Consider the following 17,395-nt stretch of genomic DNA (forward strand, 5'->3'; position numbering starts at 1 on the left):
AACAGTGGAAATTCGAATCGCGAAGGCGTCATTCCGAAGGGTGCGATGGGCTGAAAACCAACTTCTCTTAACGGCCAATGCCATGGAAACATTAAGAGAACACCCGTCAGATTAAAAAATAAACACAAAGACTTGGGCAAGACTTGCAAAAATGGAACAAACCATGTACATAGTTCGTGTCTGCTGTTTCGTTGCCTACGCGGCTTCAATAACCTAAAGGTGGTTCAAATGTCACAAAATTCTTTGCGGCTCGTAGAGGACAAAACGGTGGATAAAAGCAAGGCATTGGAAGCGGCCCTGTCGCAGATCGAGCGATCGTTCGGCAAGGGCTCGATCATGAAGCTCGGCGCGAACGAGAAAATCGTGGAGGTTGAAACCGTATCGACAGGCTCTCTCAGCCTCGATATCGCGCTCGGCATTGGTGGTCTTCCCAAAGGCCGTATCATTGAAATTTATGGACCGGAAAGCTCCGGTAAAACCACGCTTGCGTTGCAAACCATTGCCGAGGCCCAGAAAAAGGGCGGCGTTTGCGCTTTTGTCGATGCCGAGCATGCGCTGGATCCGGTTTATGCCCGCAAACTGGGTGTTGATCTCCAAAATTTGCTGATCTCGCAGCCAGATACCGGCGAACAGGCACTGGAAATCACCGATACGCTGGTGCGTTCGGGGGCGATCGATGTGTTGGTGATCGACTCGGTTGCGGCCTTGACACCGAAAGCTGAAATCGAAGGCGAAATGGGTGACAGTCTGCCGGGCATGCAGGCACGGTTGATGAGCCAGGCGCTGCGCAAGCTGACGGGCTCGATCTCGCGTTCGAACTGCATGGTGGTTTTCATCAACCAGATTCGCATGAAGATTGGCGTGATGTTCGGTTCCCCGGAAACGACGACCGGTGGTAACGCGTTGAAATTCTACGCTTCGGTTCGTCTCGATATTCGCCGTATCGGCGCGGTCAAGGACCGGGAAGAGATCGTTGGCAACCAGACCCGCGTCAAAGTGGTCAAGAACAAGATGGCGCCGCCTTTCAAACAGGTGGAATTCGACATCATGTATGGCGAAGGCGTGTCTAAGACCGGTGAATTGGTCGATCTGGGCGTCAAGGCTGGGATTGTTGAGAAGGCCGGTGCGTGGTTTTCTTATAATAGCCAGCGCTTGGGGCAGGGCCGGGAAAACGCCAAGATCTTCCTGCGCGATAACCCTGCGGTTGCCGATGAAATCGAAACGGCGCTTCGTCAGAATGCCGGTCTGATCGCCGAGCGTTTTCTGGAAAATGGCGGTCCGGACGCCAATGACAGCGTCGGTCTTGACGACGCCTGATTGATCAGGTCCGCTTATTTGGCGGTTGGACCTGTTCATTGTTACGGGCTGGGGATTTACATCTCCGGCCCTTTTCTTTCGATAGGCTGGACAGGCGTCATGGCGGACGATAAAAGCCGTTGTTTTCTGACGTCTGTCCGGCAACGGACACTTATTCCAAGGGCATCCCATGAGCGGCGTAAATGACATTCGGTCGACCTTCCTCGATTACTTCAAGACCAATGGTCATGAAGTCGTTGCGTCGAGCCCGCTCGTGCCCCGCAATGATCCGACGTTGATGTTCACCAATGCCGGCATGGTGCAATTCAAGAATGTCTTCACCGGACTGGAACACCGGCCTTATTCCCGTGCGACCACGGCGCAAAAATGCGTTCGGGCCGGGGGCAAGCATAACGATCTTGACAATGTCGGTTACACGGCGCGCCATCACACGTTTTTCGAAATGCTGGGCAATTTTTCCTTCGGCGATTATTTCAAGGAAAATGCCATCGAACTGGCCTGGAGCCTGATTACCCGGGAATTCGGCATTGATCGCAACAAGCTTTGCGTCACCGTCTATCATACCGATGATGAAGCCTTTGGCTTGTGGAAGAAAATTGCTGGTCTGCCTGAAGAGAAGATCATCCGGATTGGCACCAGCGACAATTTCTGGGCAATGGGTGATACCGGTCCCTGCGGTCCGTGCTCCGAAATCTTTTATGACCACGGCGACCATATCTGGGGTGGACCTCCAGGTTCCGCCGATGAGGATGGCGACCGGTTCATCGAGATCTGGAACCTGGTTTTCATGCAATATGAACAGGTGACCAAGGAGCAACGGGTTGACCTGCCGCGTCCGTCCATTGATACCGGCATGGGCTTGGAGCGGGTTGCCGCCCTGTTGCAGGGCAAGCACGACAATTACGATATCGACCTGTTCCGCGCCCTGATCGATGCTTCCGTTGATCTCACCGGTGTTCCGGCTGAGGGCGAGCGTCGGGCCAGCCACCGGGTGATTGCCGATCATCTGCGGTCTTCTGCGTTCCTGATTGCAGACGGTGTATTGCCGTCGAACGAAGGCCGCGGCTATGTTCTGCGCCGGATCATGCGCCGCGCCATGCGACATGCGGAACTGCTCGGTTCTCGCGATCCGATGATTTACAAGCTTCTGCCTGTGCTTGTGCAGCAGATGGGGCGCGCCTACCCGGAACTGGTCCGCGCCGAGGCGTTGATTTCCGAAACCTTGAAACTCGAGGAAAACCGTTTCCGCAAGACGTTGGAGCGTGGCCTTTCGCTGCTGTCCGACGCCACGGCCACTCTGAACAAGGGCGATAGCATTGACGGCGAGACCGCGTTCAAGCTTTACGACACCTACGGTTTTCCGCTGGATCTGACGCAGGATGCGCTGCGCGCCCGTGGCATTGGCGTCGATATCACCGGCTTTAACGATGCCATGCAGCGTCAGAAGGCCGAAGCCCGTGCCAGTTGGTCCGGCTCCGGCGACAAGGCGACAGAAACTGTCTGGTTCGAGTTGAAGGACAAGCACGGCGCAACCGAGTTTCTCGGTTATTCCGCCGAAAGCGCCGAGGGCGAAATTCAGGCGCTGGTGCGTGATGGTGCGGTGATCGAGCAAGCTAAGGCGGGCGAGACTGTTCAGGTCGTGGTCAACCAGACGCCGTTCTATGGCGAATCTGGTGGCCAGGTTGGCGATACAGGTGAGATCGTTGGCGATGGGTTCGTTCTTGAGGTGCGCGATACCTTGAAGAAGGGCGAGGGGCTGTTTGTCCACGTTGCCACTGTTCGTGAAGGGACTGTTCGCGCCGGTACGGTCGTCGCGCTCAATGTTGATCATGCTCGTCGCTCCAGATTGCGGGCCAACCATTCCGCGACGCATCTCCTGCATGAGGCATTGCGTGATGTGCTGGGCAGCCATGTGGCACAGAAGGGCTCGCTGGTTGCGCCGGAGCGTCTTCGCTTCGATATTTCTCATCCAAAGCCTGTCACGGCGGAGGAGTTGAAGATCGTTGAAGACATGGCCAATGAAATCATTGTTCAGAATGCTGCTGTCACCACCCGCTTGATGGCGGTGGATGATGCGATTGCCGAGGGTGCCATGGCGCTGTTTGGCGAGAAATATGGCGATGAAGTGCGTGTCGTGTCGATGGGGACGGCGGTGCGCGGTCCCAAGGCGGGCAGGCCCTATTCCATTGAGCTTTGCGGTGGAACGCATGTCTCGGCGACAGGCGATATCGGCTTAGTACGGCTGGTGGCAGAAAGCGCTGTTGGTGCAGGCGTCCGCCGGATCGAGGCACTGACTGGCGAATCCGCCCGTGCCTATCTGGCCGAACAGGACGAGCGTGTCAAAGCGCTGGCATCCGCCTTGAAGGTCCAGCCCGTCGATGTCGTTTCTCGCGTCGAAGCTTTGGTGGACGAGCGCCGCAAGCTGGAACGCGAATTGGCTGATGCCAAGCGGAAGCTTGCCATGGGCGGCGGTTCAACCGGCGCTGCCGACGTGCCGCGCGACTTAGGCGGCATCAAGTTTATCGGCAAGCAACTCGCTGGGATCGATCCTAAGGATCTTAAGGGCATGGCCGACGACGCCAAATCTGTACTCGGGTCTGGCGTGATCCTTCTGATCGCAGTGGCTGAGGATGGCAAAGCCAGTGCTGTTGCGAGTGTGACGGCTGATTTGACGAGCAAGGTTTCCGCCGTCGATCTGGTCCGTATTGCCTCGTCCGCCCTTGGTGGCAAGGGCGGTGGTGGACGTCCCGATATGGCCCAGGCCGGCGGCCCTGATGGTGCCAAGGCCGACGATGCCATCGAGGCCGTAGCTAAGGCAATTGAAGCGGCCTGACTGTCTGCTGCGATTTAGAATTTGTCTGGCTCAATTTGAACCTGACAGTTTCTAAATTTGCTTCAATAATTAAGATGGTTTGGTTTTTGTCATCGACGGACGTGATGACATTCTTGCCCACCATTGCTTCAGGTTGGCGTAGGGTTCAATCATTTCTTTTCCGTCGGATGTCATGAGGAAATAGTCGAACACAGGGGCTGCGTAGAGATCGGCGAGTGTCAATTGCTCGCCGATAAACCAAGGACCATCTCCTATAAGACGCGATAGAGCGTTTAAGCAGATTTGGCCTTTCGTCAAAGCCTCCGTAAGCTTTTCTTCATTGCTTGCAACGCCCCTGCTTGGCTTTAATATTCTCTCAACATAAATTCCCCAGACGAAGTGTGGATAAGCATAATTATCGATGATGCTGATTGCTTGATTGCATCTTGCGCGGTCCGCAACGTTTTCTGGTTGCAGCTTCGGACCAACGAAAGCTTCATCAATATATCGAGCGATCGCGCCGGTTTCGTAAAGCGAAATTGATCGTGTTCCAAGGCGGGAAAGCGCCCAAACGGGTGTTTCTTCAAATACTCTGGTGAAGGGCCGCCGTCCGCAAAAATATCGAACGGAACAAGATCGTAGTCTACCGCCTTTTCAACAAAGCAAAGGCGGGCGATGCGGACATAGACGCTGTAATCACCACCAAAAAGCCGAGGCGTCTTGTCATCCGCGATCGTCATGCATTTGACCTATGGATTGAATTTTAGATCGTCAATATTGGTGATGTGTCGCGCAGCCGGTATGCACTCAAGAAAACCAGCTCGGAAGGCTTATGTGCTCTCTGTGATTAGGAAGTGCCGTTCGTTTTTTTCCGTAAGCCATGTGTCGGTCAAGCGCGGTGATACGAATTCGTCTCTGGCGCTTTGCCCGGTAATGTTAGTCTGTGAAATCAATGCTTCGTTAAACAAACTCAGGGCCTGCCGAGTTCAGATTGAACCAGACAGGCCGTAGTTTTTTGTCTTTTCAGGAAAACCGCGATCGGGGTTTCCGAGAATGTTCTAGTGCAGGATCTGGCTGAGGAACAGCTTGGTGCGCTCGTGCTGCGGGTTGTCGAAGAATTCGGCGGGCGCGTTCTGTTCGACGATCTGGCCCTGGTCCATGAAGATCACCCGGTCGGCAACCTGGCGGGCGAAGCCCATTTCATGGGTAACGCAGAGCATGGTCATACCTTCTTCCGCCAGACCCACCATGGTATCCAACACTTCCTTGACCATTTCCGGATCGAGCGCCGAGGTTGGCTCGTCGAACAGCATGATCTTCGGCTTCATGCAGAGCGCACGGGCGATGGCGACACGCTGCTGCTGGCCACCGGAGAGCTGGCCTGGATATTTATTGGCCTGTTCCGGGATCTTGACACGCTTCAGATAGTGCATCGCAACTTCTTCGGCTTCTTTCTTTGGCATCTTGCGGACCCAGATCGGCGCCAGTGTGCAATTTTCAAGGATGGTCAGATGCGGGAACAGATTGAAGTGCTGGAACACCATGCCGACTTCGCGGCGGACTTCATCGATCTTCTTGAGGTCGTTGGTCAACTCGATGTTATCGACGATAATCTGTCCGGTCTGGTGTTCCTCCAGCCGGTTAATGCAGCGGATCATCGTTGATTTGCCGGAGCCCGACGGACCTGCAATGACGATCCGCTCGCCGGTCGCGACCTTGAGGTTGATGTCACGAAGGACGTGAAATTCGCCATACCATTTGTTCATGGCAATCAATTCGATTGCGGTTTTGGTTGGGGCTTTCTCGATGGAGGTTTGAGCTTCAGCCATAATTGAGTTTCCTAGAAGTGGAGTTTGTCAGGAAAGCCGGACACCGATCTTGTCCTGACAAACGAACGAAAGAATGAAGCAACTGCCGGATCAGGTCGAAACCGACAGATGCTAGTGCTTGTGGCCCGTGTCGAGGTGCCGTTCCATGAAATACGAGTAGCGCGACATGCTGAAGCAGAACAGCCAGTAGATGAAGCCTGCAAAAACCAGACCGGTTACGGCTGTCTCAGGCGTTGCCCAGTTGGAGTCCGACAGGTTGAGGATGACGATGCCCAGGAGGTCGAACATGCCAATGATCGAGACCAGCGACGTATCCTTGAACAGCCCGATAAAGGTATTGACGATACCCGGAATGACCAGCTTGATCGCCTGCGGCAGGATGATCAGCCGGATTTTCTGCCAGTAGCTCAGGCCAAGCGAGTCGGCACCTTCGAACTGCCCCTTCGGGATCGCTTGCAGGCCGCCGCGAATGACTTCAGCCATATAGGCCGAAGAAAAGATCGAGACACCAACCAACGCGCGCAGCAACTTATCGAAACTCCAGCCATCGGGAAGGAATAACGGCAGCATGACGCTGGCCATGAACAGTACGGTGATCAAGGGGACGCCGCGCACCACTTCGATGAAGATCACGCAGAGCATCTTGATGACCGGCATGGTGGATCGGCGACCAAGCGCCAACATGATGCCAACCGGCAGCGACACCGCGATCCCAAAGAAGGACAGGATCAGGGTCACCATCAGGCCGCCCCAGCGTGCCGTTTCCACATGCTCGAGGCCAAAGCCGCCGGTGAGCAAAAAGAAGGAAACCACCGGCAGCACCAGAAACAACAGTAAGGCATTGGTGCCCTTGAACGGCGCCTTCGGGATCAGCATGGGTGCCAGCAGGACGGCGAACAGGACCATGACGGTCAACGGCCGCCAGATCTCTTCGCTCGGATAGCGCCCGAAGATGAATTGCTGGAATTTGGCGCCGACAAAGGCCCAGCAGGCTCCAGCGCTGCCATCGGGCAATGCCCCGCCCTGAGAGACGGTAAGGCAGGCGAGGCGGCCTGCTCCCGACCAGACAGCGTGGACGAACAGCCAGTTGATCAAGCCGGGCAGGATATAGGCCAGAAAGGCCAATGCCAGCAGGGTCAGCACAACGTCTTTCGGGGTTGCAATCAGGTTCTTGCGGACCCAGGCCGCCGTGCCGATCTGGCCAGCGGGAGCCGGAGAGGCGGACACCATCTCCGTGCGTACGAATACAGGGGTGTGTAATGCCATGATATTACCTCTCGACCAGCGCCATCTTGGCATTAAACCAGTTCATGAAGACCGCAGTGCTGATGCTGATCGTCAGGTAGACGGCCAGCCAGACGGCAACGATTTCGACGGCCTGTCCGGTCTGATTGAGAATTGTACCACCGACAGCGACGATATCGGCAAAGCCGATGGCAACAGCCAGGGAGGAGTTTTTCGCAAGGTTGAGATACTGGCTGGTCAGCGGCGGAATGATAATCCGCATCGCCTGTGGCACGACAATGAGCCGTGAGGTGTGGCTATGCTTGAGGCCGAGCGCGCTGGCCGCTTCCGTCTGTCCCTTGGAGACAGCCTTGATGCCGCCGCGAACGATTTCCGCTATGAAAGCGGCGGTGTAGAAGGACAACGCCAGAAACAGCGAGGTGAACTCGGGTCCGACGACCGAACCGCCCTGCATGTTGAACCGGCCAACAATTGGAAGATCGAAGGTCAGCGGCATGCCGATCGCCATAAACACCAGGACTGGAATGCCGACGATCAGCGCCAGCGACGACCATAGGATTGGAAATTGTTGGCCTGTCGCCATCTGGCGCTTGCGGGCCCATTTCCTGACGAGAATGGAAAGAAAAATCCCTATCGCGATGGCTGGCAACAGCAACCAGGCCTCGTCGCCGAAAATCGCCTTTGGAAAGGTGACGCCGCGATTGTTCAGGTAGATATCGAAAGGCAGCGCGATGGAATCGCGCGCCTGCGGCAGAATGGCGATGACCCCGCGATACCAGAAGAAGATAACCAGCAGCGGTGGAATATTGCGGAAAATCTCAACGTAGACCTGGCAGAGCTTGGCGATCAGCCAATTGTGTGACAGCCGTCCTAGACCGACCGCAAAGCCGATGATCGAGGCGGTGATGATGCCGGCGACCGCGACTTGCAGCGTATTGAGCAGGCCGACGACAAGCGCCCGGCCATAGGTCGAATCGCTGCTGTAGCTGATCAACTGCTGGCCGATGTCGAAGCCAGCGCGGCCTTGCAGGAAGCCGAATCCAGAGGTGATATTGGCTTTTTGAAGATTGTGAATGGTATTATTGGCGACTATCCAGATGAAGGCGACCAAAATTACCAAGGTAACCACCTGATAAAATATGCCACGGACCTTCGGGTCGTAGATGAGCGATGCCGCGCTGACCGATCCGGTTTTAGAGGAGCTCGAATCCTGTATTGCCATTGAGGCTTTTTCCCCCTTTTTCACCCGTGTTTTGGGCGCGCATGTCCTTGCCCTTTTGCAATGGGGAGGCGGTGCGGACACCGCCTCCCCAAAAAGGCTTGGTTTGGGTTGGTTATCGGACCCGGTTGCGGATCAGCGGATCGGCGGGCCGTACTGCAGGCCGCCCTTGGTCCACAAAGCGTTGCCACCGCGGGCAATTTTCAGTGGGCTACCAGCGCCGACATTGCGATCGAAGACTTCGCCGTAATTGCCGACAAGCTTGATGACATTATAGGCCCAGTCTTCCTTGAGACCGAGATCGGTACCCAGCTTGCTGCCGGATTCTGCACCCAGCATACGCTTGATGTCAGGGCTGCCGCTGCTCTTCATGTCATCGACATTCTTCGAGGTCACGCCAGCTTCTTCAGCGTTCACCATGGCATAGTGAACCCAACTGACCACGTCGAACCACTTGTCGTCGCCCTGACGCACAGCCGGTCCGAGCGGCTCCTTGGAAATGACTTCCGGCAGAACCATGTTGTCATCGGGGTTCTTCAACTTCAGGCGGATAGCATAGAGGCCGGATTGGTCGGTGGTGTAAACGTCGCAACGGCCAGCGTCGTAAGCCGAAGTTGCGTCGTCTTCCTTTTCGAACACGACCGGGTTGTATTTCAGGCCGTTGGCCTTGAAATAGTCGGCCAGGTTCAATTCGGTCGTGGTGCCGGTCTGAACGCAGACAGCAGCGCCGGACAGTTCCAGAGCCGATTTCACGTTAAGGCTCTTTTTAGCCATAAAGCCCTGGCCGTCATAATAGTTGACGGTGCGGAAGTTGAAGCCGAGCGAGGTGTCGCGGCTGATCGTCCAGGTGGTGTTACGCGTCAGCACATCGACTTCACCCGACTGCAGTGCGGGGAAGCGGTCTTTGCTGGACAGCGGCGTAAACTTGGCCTTGGAGGCGTCGCCGAAGACGGCGGCAGCAATGCCGCGGCAGTAATCGACATCCAGACCCGACCAGTCGCCCTTGTCATTCGGAGCGGAAAATCCCGGAATGCCCTGGCTGACGCCGCATTGAACAAAGCCTTTTGCCTTAACATCGCTCAGCGTGTCGGCCGAGGCTGCTGATGCGCCAAAACCAAATGCCGCAGCGCCAAGCGCAACTGACAGGAGCGTCTTTTTCATGTTTCCCAACCTTTTTTCTGTTTGTCTTCCCTCCGGCGCGTGACACGGCTCTTGCCCCTCTCCATGCACCGGTGCCCGGGTTGTGACCCTAGCAAGCCCATCACATTCATAAATGGGTTCATGGTCAAGTGTTGATGGGTGGAAAATGCGTCGAAAAGTGGCAATTCCATTTTTTTGCTCATAAAATAGGCCCACAACACAGGAAAGCCGCAGTTGATGATGAAAATTTAGTCTGAATGGCGCCGTTGAATTTCATTGTCCCGGTGACGCGGGAAGGCTTGACCATGCTTGGCTGGCCTGTTCAAAAAAAGAAGTGGAGACGCGGCGGGGATAAACCGATAACGAGGTGGATTGCGCCGCTATTTTCGATAGTCATAACTCTTGGCAAATTGCTCGATCGGGCAGGTGGCCAGCACGTGAAAAAGGCAGTTATAGCGGATGTCCGACAAAGAAGACTGGTTGACGAGCGCTGGCACCAATACGAAATTGTGCCACATCGGCCATGATCCCTCGAGCTACCATGGTTTTGTCAATCCGCCGATCGTCAAGGCATCGACGGTGTTGTTTCCGACTGCGGAAAGCATGGAAACACGGACGCAGAAATATACCTATGGCACCCGCGGCACACCGACAACGGACGCGCTCTGCGATGCGATCGACGTGCTGGAAGGGGCGGCTGGAACGATTATACTGCCCTCCGGCCTCGCTGCGATTACCGTCCCTTTCCTGGCTTTTCTGTCGCCGGGCGATCATGCGCTGATCGTTGATTCGGTTTATGATCCGGCCCGACATTTCTGCGATACGATGTTGACGCGGATGGGTGTGGAGGTCGAATATTACGACCCCGCCATCGGTGCGGGACTAGCATCGCTGATGCGTGCCAATACAAAGCTGGTTCACGCCGAGGCTCCCGGCAGTAACACATTCGAAATGCAGGATATTCGCCTTCTGGCTGACATTGCTCATAGCCATGGTGCCGTGGTCAGCATGGACAATACCTGGGCAACGCCGCTCTATTTCCGTCCGCTGGATTTCGGTGTCGATATCTCCATGCAAGCGGCGACCAAATATCCGGCGGGCCATTCCGACATCCTGATGGGGACGGTTTCGGCCAATGCGGCCTGCTGGCCGCGGCTCAAGGCTGCCAATGGTGCCATGGGCCTCTGCGGTTCGGCAGAGGATAGCTATATGGTTCTGCGTGGTCTTAGAACCATGGCGGTCAGGCTTGCTCATCACGATCGCAGTGCTCGTGCCGTGGCCGAATGGCTGGAGACGAGGGATGACGTTGCGCGGGTCTTGCATCCGGCCCTGCCCAGTTTTCCCGGTCATGACATCTGGAAACGCGATTTTAAAGGCGCTTCGGGGATATTTTCCTTTGTGCTGGCGGAAAGCGATCCGGCGCAGTTCAAGCGAAAGGCGCATGCCTTTCTCGATGCCTTGCAGATTTTCGGCCTTGGATGGTCCTGGGGTGGTTACGAAAGCCTGGCGGTACTGGCCAATGTCGGCGACCGTGTTGTCACAAAACCGCCAACCGACGGGCCTTTGATTCGTCTTCAGATCGGACTTGAAGATGTTGCCGACCTTCAAGCGGATCTGGAGAGAGGATTCGCAGCGGCAGCTACTGCCTGATCCGAAATCGATTCCGGGTCAAAGTTATCGGAACGTCTCTGGCCTACCGGACCTGGAAAAAGGCCGGTAGCCGTAGAGCCAGTCGAGATCGCGGGCGAAGCTATCGGAAGACCGCAAGGACAAGAGGACGTCGCGCCCGATTTGCAGCGGCCCCTTGGCGTGATAGGCGAATTTGTTGATTGCCCCGCGTTTGCGCACGGCGCTGACCCGTTTTTGCCGACTTGCCTCATAAGCTGCGAGCGCCTGGGGGATGGACCGGCTGGAGACGAGATCGGCCAGTTCGAAAGCGTCTTCAATGGCCATGGCGGCACCCTGGGCCGAGAAGGGGAGCATGGCGTGGGCCGCATCACCGATCAGCACCAGATCTTTGTCGTTGTGCCAACGGCCATTTCCAGCCTGAAACAGTGGCCAGAAGGTCATGTTACCCTTGGCATTCGCCAGCATGGTGCAGATCTCGCTATTCCACCCTTTGAAGGCCCGCTCCAGCAGCAGTGCTTGGGATTCTTGCGTTTGTGCCGCCCATCCTTCGCCGGGATCGACGCCCGCGCCGATGGCCACGATGTTGATACTGTCGGTATCGCGCAAGGGGTAGGTGACCATATGGGCATTCGGTCCCAGAAAAGCCGTTACGGACTGGCGGTCGAGAAAGGCAGGCGCTTCAGCCTGAGGCAGAGCGACGCGCCAGGCAATGCTGCCGCTGAAGGACACATCGGGGCCTCCGGCGACGAAATTGCGTAGCCGCGACCAGACACCATCGGCAGCGATCAGCAGGTCGGGACGTTCGCCGGTCTGCGGATCGCGCAGGATTTGGGCATCGGGGCTTTCAACCCTCTGGTCCAATGTCAGGGAGCAAAGCGGATTTTGCGCCACGGCCTCAAGAAGAGCCTGTTGCAGCGTTGCGCGATGCAACACGCCGTAAGGCGCCTGCCAACGGGATTTCGCGTGGGCGCCAACTGGTACGTTGCACAGGCGTTTCAAGCTGATGCCGGAGGCAAGCGCGACCACATCCGGCTCATGCCAGCGCGTGCGCAGGTTTTCGAGAACACCGAGTTCGTCGAGAATCCAGGTGACGTTTGGCGTCAGTTGCAGGCCGGCGCCGACCTCAAGCAATTGCGGGCTTTTCTCAAAAATCCGGCTCGCAATGCCCTGTCGGGCAAAGCAAAGGGAAGCGACGAGACCGGCTATGCCGCCGCCGACAATTGCCACGGTTTTCGTGGACATGGTGATAATCCGATCGCTGGCGCGTCGCTGAGCGCCGCTCAGGCCGCCTTGACGTGAAAGACGCAGCCTGCGGGGTTGGTCTCAGTTGCCTTCAGGCTGCTGTTATAACGATAAAGCGTTGAGCAGTAGGGGCAGACCTTCTCGGTGTCATGGCCAAGATCGATGAAGATATGGGGATGATCGAAAGGAACGGACGCGCCGGTGCACATGAATTCCTTGACGCCGATTTCGACAAGCCGATGTCCGCCGTCGTTCTGGAAATGAGGAATGGAATGACCGGCCATGTCTATGCTCCGAATGCCTTGTTGCCCAGCTTCCAAGGCCTGTAAGGTCCGGAAACTCAACTGAAGATGAAACGTTTATGGCGCGTTATCCGCATTTCTGCCGTCGCCATGCACCGCGATTGGGTTGGGACGGACATTAGCCGCCTTTTTTTGAAATGGGTAGAGCCAATGCAGGGCGCTGCTGATTGTTTTTACAGAATTGGCGGGGCTTTTGTTGGGGGCATGGGAAGATTAAAGTCTTGAACCTTGCAGGGGTTACGACTTATTCATCAGGGTCTATGGACCGCAGCCCTTGCCTTGATCGACTATCAACTGGACCGATTGTGATGAATTTGAACGCTCCCGCTTTTTCCCGCTTTCGCCATGACGGTCTGGAGATCGCCTATTTCGATGAGGGCGATCCGTCTGGCCCGGCAGTTCTGCTGATCCACGGGTTTGCCTCCAGCGCCCTGGTCAATTGGGTGCATCCTGGCTGGTTGAAAACGCTGGGCGATGCCGGTTACCGGGTCATTGCACTTGATAATCGTGGCCACGGTCAGAGCGACAAGCCGCATGAAGCGGAAGTCTATCACCCTGAAAACATGGCAGCGGATGCCGCAGCCTTGCTCGATCATCTTGGTGTGGCTGAAGCACATGTCATGGGATATTCGATGGGCGCGCGGATTTCGGCTTTTATGGCGCTGGATTTTCCGCAGCGGGTCCGCTCGCTGGTGTTTGGCGGGCTTGGCATCGGCATATCCACCGGGGTCGGCGACTGGGATCCGATTGCCGATGCGCTGCTGGCGCCTTCGCTTGATGATGTGACCCATGAGCGCGGACGGATGTTTCGCGCCTTTGCCGAGCAGACCCGCAGCGACAGGCTGGCGCTTGCCGCCTGTATTTCCACGTCGCGCGATCTGGTGTCCGCAGCCGAGCTTGCCACAATCACCATGCCTGTCCTGATCGGCGTCGGCACAGTGGATGATATTGCCGGATCACCCCAGGAATTGGCGGCGCTGATGCCCAATGCCCGCGCACTCGATATTCCCAAGCGCGACCATATGCTGGCGGTTGGTGACAGGGTGTTTAAACAGGCCGTCCTAGAATTCTACGCCGAGCTGGATGGAAGATAAAGGTTTTCACTCTCCGGTAAAGATCGGTTGGCGTTTTTCGCGAAAGGCCGTGCGGCCTTCGCGATAGTCGGCGCTTTCGAACGTGGTTGAGCCGAGAACAGCGGCCTCGCTCAGCAGGCTGTCGTCCTGGCTTTCTGTTGCCCGCAGCGCCAGCTTGGCAGCGTGGATAGACAGCGGCGCATTGGCAGCGATGGTTTCTGCTAGCGAAAAGGCAGCACCATCAAGTGCTTGGGGGGCGACGAGATCGCCCAGAAAGCCGCAGGTCAACAGAGCGGCGGCAGGGAATGCCTGGCTAGTAAACAGCGCCCGTCGGGCGATCTGGCTGCCCAGCGTTCTGCTGAGATCGGCTACGGCATCTGCGGGATAGGCCAGGCCAAGCCGGGCCGCAGGTATGGCGAAGATTGCGGTGTCGTCGGCGATCCTGAGATCGGCAGCGGCGGCAAGCCCGAAGGCTCCACCATAGCAAACCCCGCGCAGCGAAGCGATGACAGGCACCCGCGCTTCCCGAATGGCCGAGAAAGCCGCACTATTGTCTGCCTCGTAAATCCGGGCCTGACGGCTGTCATTGCGCACGGCGTCGAATTCGGAAATGTCGGCACCGGCGCTGAAATCCGTCTGGCCGCCGCCTGTCATGACGATGCAGTGAACCCCGGCCTCGGCAATCAGCCAGTCCAGTGCCGGTGGAATGGCGCGCCACATGGCTTGGGTAATCGCATTCTTGCGTGTCGGATTGTCGATAATCAGCGCGCCAATGCCATTTTGTCCGGCCACTCGAATGCCGTTATCCGCAAAGGTCCGCGCTTTTTTCATCTCATGCCCCCATCTGGTCTGATCGAGAGATCATCTATATAATGGAGGATGAACGCCAATGAGGAGATTGCAATGGCTGTCATGCACGATCTTGCTATGCGCGAGATGATCAAGCCTATGGACCCGATCTGGGACAGCATGCGCCAGGAGGCGCGCAGCGCCGCCGAGCATGATCCGCTTCTGGCGGCCTTCCTCTATTCCACCGTGCTGAACCACCGTTCGCTGGAGGACAGCGTCATCTACCGGATCTGTGAACGGCTTGATCATGCCGACCTGCAATCCAGTCTTTTGCGCCAGACCTTCGAGGAAATGCTGAGCGATTGGCCGGAATGGGGTACGGTGTTGCGCGTCGATATTCAGGCCTATTATGATCGAGACCCTGCCTGCCTGCGCTTTATCGAGCCCGTGCTGTATTTCAAAGGGTTTCACGCGATCCAGACCCATCGGCTGGCAAACTGGCTTTGGAACAAGGGCAGGCGCGATTTTGCCCTCTATTTGCAAAGCCGGTCCTCCAGTGTCTTTCAGACGGATATCAATCCGGCGGCGCACATCGGCAAGGGGATCTTTTTGGATCACGCAACAGGTCTGGTGGTCGGCGAGACAGCACGGATCGGCGATAATGTTTCTATATTGCACGGAGTGACCCTGGGCGGAACCGGCAAGGAAGGGGCAGATCGCCATCCCAAGATTGGCAATGGTGTTCTGATCGGCGCGGGCGCCAAGGTGCTGGGCAATATCGAGATCGGCTGCTGCTCACGCGTGGCCGCAGGTTCTGTGGTGCTGAAGCCCGTACCGGCTGGCAAGACCGTGGCTGGTGTGCCGGCCAGGGTGGTGGGCGAGGCGGGCTGTGCTGAACCGGCCCGCTCAATGAATCAGGTGGTGTCCGAGGAAGGCTGATGTCATGCGGCGTCCCAACACGGTCGCAACCGTCAATCGTTTTCTAGACGAGGTGCCTGGGCTCCGAACCAGACGACATCCGGGGCCGCTCCGGTTGGCTTTCACGATTTGACCAGTTGGATGATTTTTTAGTGAACCGATTCCGCTTCCAGCAATTATCCCTTAAAAGCAGAGGCGGATCGATATTCGCGGCTTTACACAGCTGTTTGGCCCATGCGACAAGCAGGCCGCCGAAGCATGGTTCGTGCGGTTTGTCAGTCACTGCCATGCTGGAATTTTGAGAGCGCTGCGGCATCATGGCCGGATCGAAGGTTCGTGCTGCGCAGACAATCCATGGAGATTTTTGTGAAAGCAGACGAAATCAAGAAGCTTGACGCTTATTTCAAGCGGACTTTCAACCCGACGATGGCTGTAAAGGCGCGCCCGCGCAAGGATGACTCGGCAGAAGTGTATGTGGGCGAAGAGTTTCTCGGTGTTGTCTTCAAGGATGACGAGGACGGCGATCTGTCCTACAATTTCTCGATGGCCATTCTGGATGTCGATCTTTGATCCTAGGTTGCATTCATAAGGGATGCATTTATTGATATTTGATAATGAAGGGCGACCGCGTATGGGGTCGCCCTTTTTTGTTATTGATAAAATACAACTTTTTGGCGATGACGCACTGCACAAATTGACTTGACCAATTTTAGCAATCTGTCCTATGGTTTGGGACAGCAGAGGAAAAAGGAGTGCTGTTATGTTGAATTTCGAAGACGTGAACAAAAAGAGCAAAGAAGCCGTCGATACGATGGTGAAGAATTATTCCGAGGTTGCCAAGGGCATGCAGTCGATCGCCGCTGAAGCCCAGGATTACTCGAAAAAGTCCTTCCAGGATCTGGCCGGTTTCATGGAGCAGCTGACCGCTGCCCGCAGCATCGAAACCGTTTTCGAGTTGCAGACGAAATATGCGAAGAGCTCCTACGAAACCTTCGTGTCGGAAGCCACCAAGATCACCGAAATGTATGCTGATCTGGCCAAGACCGCATATAAGCCTTATGAGGCTCCGATTGCCAAGGCTTCGAAAGCGGCGTCCGCCGCGACGGCTGCCTGATCATTTTTTATTGATGTCGCTGCAAACGGCCGTCCTGTGGGACGGCCGTTTTTCGTTGGTACTTCCCAAGCAGCCCAGGTTTGGCAGCGCATGTCCATGCTCAGTCTTGTGGTCAGCCTGGGGCATTGCTGGGGAGACAATATGATGATCTGGTGGTAATCTCAGCTGGAATTGAACGTGCTGCGATTGCTGGTCTGGAAAACGCGGGTAAGGCACTTATCTTTAGGCCTGTTGCGTCGGTATCGGGACTTGTCCGGGGTGCCTTTTTGAGGCCGGACACGCAATTCTCTTTGCAGTGCGTATCTATGGGCTTAAAATCGATGAGAAATGGACTACCTTAATGAATCTGTGAGGTCTGGCGGGATTCGCCTTTTGCGATGAAGCGGCCGGAACTCGGGAGAATGGATGGAAATGATCGCGCAACCGATCGTCATGCAAGCGCAGGGTAACAACGACGGACCAAACAGGGGCACGTCGGTTATCACGCGCACGAAGCCGAAAACCAAGAAGCCCAATTTATATCGCGTTCTGCTGCTAAATGATGACTATACGCCGATGGAGTTCGTCATCCATATTCTGGAGCGTTTCTTCCAAAAGGACAGGGAAGCGGCAACCCTCGTCATGCTGCACGTACACAACCACGGGGTAGGGGAATGCGGCGTCTTCACCTATGAAGTCGCCGAAACCAAGGTAAGCCAAGTTATGGACTTCGCGCGGCAGCACGAGCATCCGCTGCAATGCGTCATGGAAAAGAAATGAGGATCTG

At 56.2% G+C, this 17,395-nt stretch carries 15 protein-coding genes and 1 pseudogene; 8 read left to right on the plus strand and 8 right to left on the minus strand.

Annotation, left to right across the window (positions count from 1 at the left end; translation table 11 throughout):
* Nucleotides 1–228: 228 nt before the first annotated feature.
* Nucleotides 229–1,317 (plus strand): recombinase RecA, encoded by a 1,089-nt coding sequence (gene recA, locus H1Y61_RS09905; protein WP_015916255.1) that lies wholly within the window; start codon nt 229–231, stop codon nt 1,315–1,317.
* A 169-nt stretch (nt 1,318–1,486) separates the two neighbouring features.
* Nucleotides 1,487–4,150 carry an alanine--tRNA ligase gene (gene alaS / locus H1Y61_RS09910; protein WP_180572505.1) on the plus strand — a complete coding sequence of 888 codons (2,664 nt, stop codon included), beginning with the start codon at nt 1,487–1,489 and terminating at the stop codon, nt 4,148–4,150.
* A 69-nt stretch (nt 4,151–4,219) separates the two neighbouring features.
* On the opposite strand, the pseudogene H1Y61_RS09915 reads toward alaS, so the two are convergent.
* From H1Y61_RS09915 to H1Y61_RS09935, 5 genes and pseudogenes are all read right to left on the minus strand, one after another.
* Nucleotides 4,220–4,869, minus strand: a pseudogene (locus tag H1Y61_RS09915) (glutathione S-transferase family protein).
* Nucleotides 4,870–5,187: 318 nt separating this feature from the next.
* Nucleotides 5,188–5,958 (minus strand): amino acid ABC transporter ATP-binding protein, encoded by a 771-nt coding sequence (locus tag H1Y61_RS09920; RefSeq protein WP_070164915.1) that lies wholly within the window; start codon nt 5,956–5,958, stop codon nt 5,188–5,190.
* 111 nt (nt 5,959–6,069) lie between these two features.
* Nucleotides 6,070–7,224: an amino acid ABC transporter permease gene (locus tag H1Y61_RS09925; protein WP_174110945.1), complete on the minus strand. Its 1,155-nt coding sequence runs from the start codon at nt 7,222–7,224 to the stop codon at nt 6,070–6,072.
* Nucleotides 7,225–7,228: 4 nt separating this feature from the next.
* Complete coding sequence (locus H1Y61_RS09930) at nt 7,229–8,425, minus strand: amino acid ABC transporter permease (RefSeq protein ID WP_174110944.1); 1,197 nt, start codon at nt 8,423–8,425, stop codon at nt 7,229–7,231.
* A gap of 132 nt (nt 8,426–8,557) precedes the next feature.
* Entirely contained in the window at nt 8,558–9,583 is a 1,026-nt protein-coding gene (locus H1Y61_RS09935) for an amino acid ABC transporter substrate-binding protein (RefSeq protein WP_071204988.1), read from the minus strand.
* Between the two features lie 438 nt (nt 9,584–10,021).
* On the opposite strand from H1Y61_RS09935, the gene H1Y61_RS09940 reads away from it, so the two are divergent.
* A complete protein-coding gene (locus tag H1Y61_RS09940; protein ID WP_174110943.1) occupies nt 10,022–11,212 on the plus strand; it encodes a cystathionine beta-lyase in 1,191 nt (396 codons plus the stop codon).
* Between the two features lie 24 nt (nt 11,213–11,236).
* Here H1Y61_RS09940 and H1Y61_RS09945 read toward each other — a convergent pair whose 3' ends face one another.
* Both H1Y61_RS09945 and H1Y61_RS09950 read right to left on the minus strand, forming a co-directional pair.
* Nucleotides 11,237–12,433 carry an FAD-dependent monooxygenase gene (locus H1Y61_RS09945; RefSeq protein WP_180572506.1) on the minus strand — a complete coding sequence of 399 codons (1,197 nt, stop codon included), beginning with the start codon at nt 12,431–12,433 and terminating at the stop codon, nt 11,237–11,239.
* Between the two features lie 38 nt (nt 12,434–12,471).
* Nucleotides 12,472–12,717 carry a zinc-finger domain-containing protein gene (locus H1Y61_RS09950; protein WP_015916247.1) on the minus strand — a complete coding sequence of 82 codons (246 nt, stop codon included), beginning with the start codon at nt 12,715–12,717 and terminating at the stop codon, nt 12,472–12,474.
* Nucleotides 12,718–13,043: 326 nt separating this feature from the next.
* Between H1Y61_RS09950 and H1Y61_RS09955 the strand changes: the two genes are divergently transcribed.
* Nucleotides 13,044–13,829 (plus strand): alpha/beta fold hydrolase, encoded by a 786-nt coding sequence (locus tag H1Y61_RS09955; protein ID WP_071205312.1) that lies wholly within the window; start codon nt 13,044–13,046, stop codon nt 13,827–13,829.
* A gap of 6 nt (nt 13,830–13,835) precedes the next feature.
* Here H1Y61_RS09955 and H1Y61_RS09960 read toward each other — a convergent pair whose 3' ends face one another.
* The gene (locus tag H1Y61_RS09960; RefSeq protein ID WP_180572507.1) at nt 13,836–14,639 is read right to left on the minus strand and encodes an enoyl-CoA hydratase-related protein; all 804 of its coding nucleotides are present in this window, start codon (nt 14,637–14,639) and stop codon (nt 13,836–13,838) included.
* 72 nt (nt 14,640–14,711) lie between these two features.
* Between H1Y61_RS09960 and cysE the strand changes: the two genes are divergently transcribed.
* From cysE to clpS, 4 genes are all read left to right on the plus strand, one after another.
* Nucleotides 14,712–15,536 (plus strand): serine O-acetyltransferase, encoded by an 825-nt coding sequence (gene cysE, locus H1Y61_RS09965; RefSeq protein ID WP_180572508.1) that lies wholly within the window; start codon nt 14,712–14,714, stop codon nt 15,534–15,536.
* A 345-nt stretch (nt 15,537–15,881) separates the two neighbouring features.
* Nucleotides 15,882–16,085, plus strand: coding sequence for a DUF3126 family protein (locus H1Y61_RS09970; protein ID WP_041698049.1), 204 nt, complete (start codon nt 15,882–15,884; stop codon nt 16,083–16,085).
* A 190-nt stretch (nt 16,086–16,275) separates the two neighbouring features.
* Nucleotides 16,276–16,629, plus strand: a complete 354-nt coding sequence (locus tag H1Y61_RS09975; RefSeq protein ID WP_156547621.1) for a phasin family protein — start codon at nt 16,276–16,278, stop codon at nt 16,627–16,629.
* 411 nt (nt 16,630–17,040) lie between these two features.
* Entirely contained in the window at nt 17,041–17,388 is a 348-nt protein-coding gene (clpS, locus tag H1Y61_RS09980; protein ID WP_041698048.1) for an ATP-dependent Clp protease adapter ClpS, read from the plus strand.
* The last annotated feature ends 7 nt before the right edge of the window (nt 17,389–17,395 follow it).

This window comes from Agrobacterium vitis, from assembly GCF_013426735.1.
GTDB lineage: Bacteria > Pseudomonadota > Alphaproteobacteria > Rhizobiales > Rhizobiaceae > Allorhizobium > Allorhizobium vitis_D.